The sequence below is a fragment of the Cupriavidus basilensis OR16 genome (assembly GCF_000243095.1).
GTDB classification, from domain to species: domain Bacteria; phylum Pseudomonadota; class Gammaproteobacteria; order Burkholderiales; family Burkholderiaceae; genus Cupriavidus; species Cupriavidus basilensis_D.
Genome location: NZ_AHJE01000190.1, coordinates 1 through 968, shown reverse-complemented (window position 1 = coordinate 968; position 968 = coordinate 1). Strand labels below are relative to the sequence as shown.

Sequence of the window (968 nt, the reverse complement as noted above, 5' to 3'; positions counted from 1 at the left end):
TTCAACTGATTCACCAGCGCCACCGTCGCGGCCTCGTCGACCGTGCCGTCGGCGTTGCGGATCAGGAACGCGTTGTTGACCGCGTTGATGCTGTCGGCCTCGATGTGCATGCGCATTGCGCTCATGAACCCGCCCGGCTGCACCACCGTGCCGGTGATCACGTTCCAGCCGCCCTGGGCCTTGTAGGCCGAGGTGCCGATGTCCACAACATTGGGCGCGGCGTCGATGCTGCCGGCCTTCACGTTGAGCGTGTCGCCTGCCGTGATGGCGCCGCTGTTGCGCAGTTGGCCCGCGATGTCGAGCGAGACCTTGTCGCCGGCGATGGTGCCGCCGGTGGGCTTGGTCAGCGCCTGCGCGTAGCCCTCGGGCAGGTACACCTGCGGCACGAGCGCGTTCACCGTCGGGCATGCGGTGCTGGCGACCGTGTTGCAGTTCGGATCGGGCACCGCCTGTTGCACGTACCAGAGCAGGGGCTTGTCTAGCTCGTTGACCTGCGTCTGCGTCAGCGCCGTGCCTAGCGCGATGTTGTGCGCCTTGGCGTAGTCCGCGGCGTTCTTGTAGAGGCTCAGCTTTTCCTGGTCCGTGACCGAGAGCTGGTTCTGGCTGTCCCAGGCCAGGCCGCTCACGAAGCTGGCTTGGCCGGTCTGTTGCAGCGCGGCTTGCTGGAGCTTTTGTCCTTCGGTGTAGGGGTCGTAGTAGAAGCTGACCTTGCCGGGGCGCAGGTCGGCCGGCAGCTGCGCCAGCAGGCTGTCGGGCGTGACGCCGGCCAGCACGGCGGTGGCCGGGCTGTTGTTCAGGTATTGCGCGCGGTCCGTGGTGCCGTTGGGTGCGGTGACCGGATTGCCGCCGAGGTTGGCGTTGAAGTGCCAGTCGATGGTTTGGCTGCTGCCGGTGGTGGGCGCCGCGGGCGTGGCCACGATGACCGGGTTGAACTGCCAGGGGGTGGTCGGGTTGTTCACCGGCGTGGC

1 pseudogene is annotated in these 968 nt (G+C 67.4%); it reads right to left on the bottom strand.

What is annotated here, in order from left to right:
- Positions 1-968, bottom strand: a pseudogene (locus tag OR16_RS46975) (hemagglutinin); the annotation flags it as partial.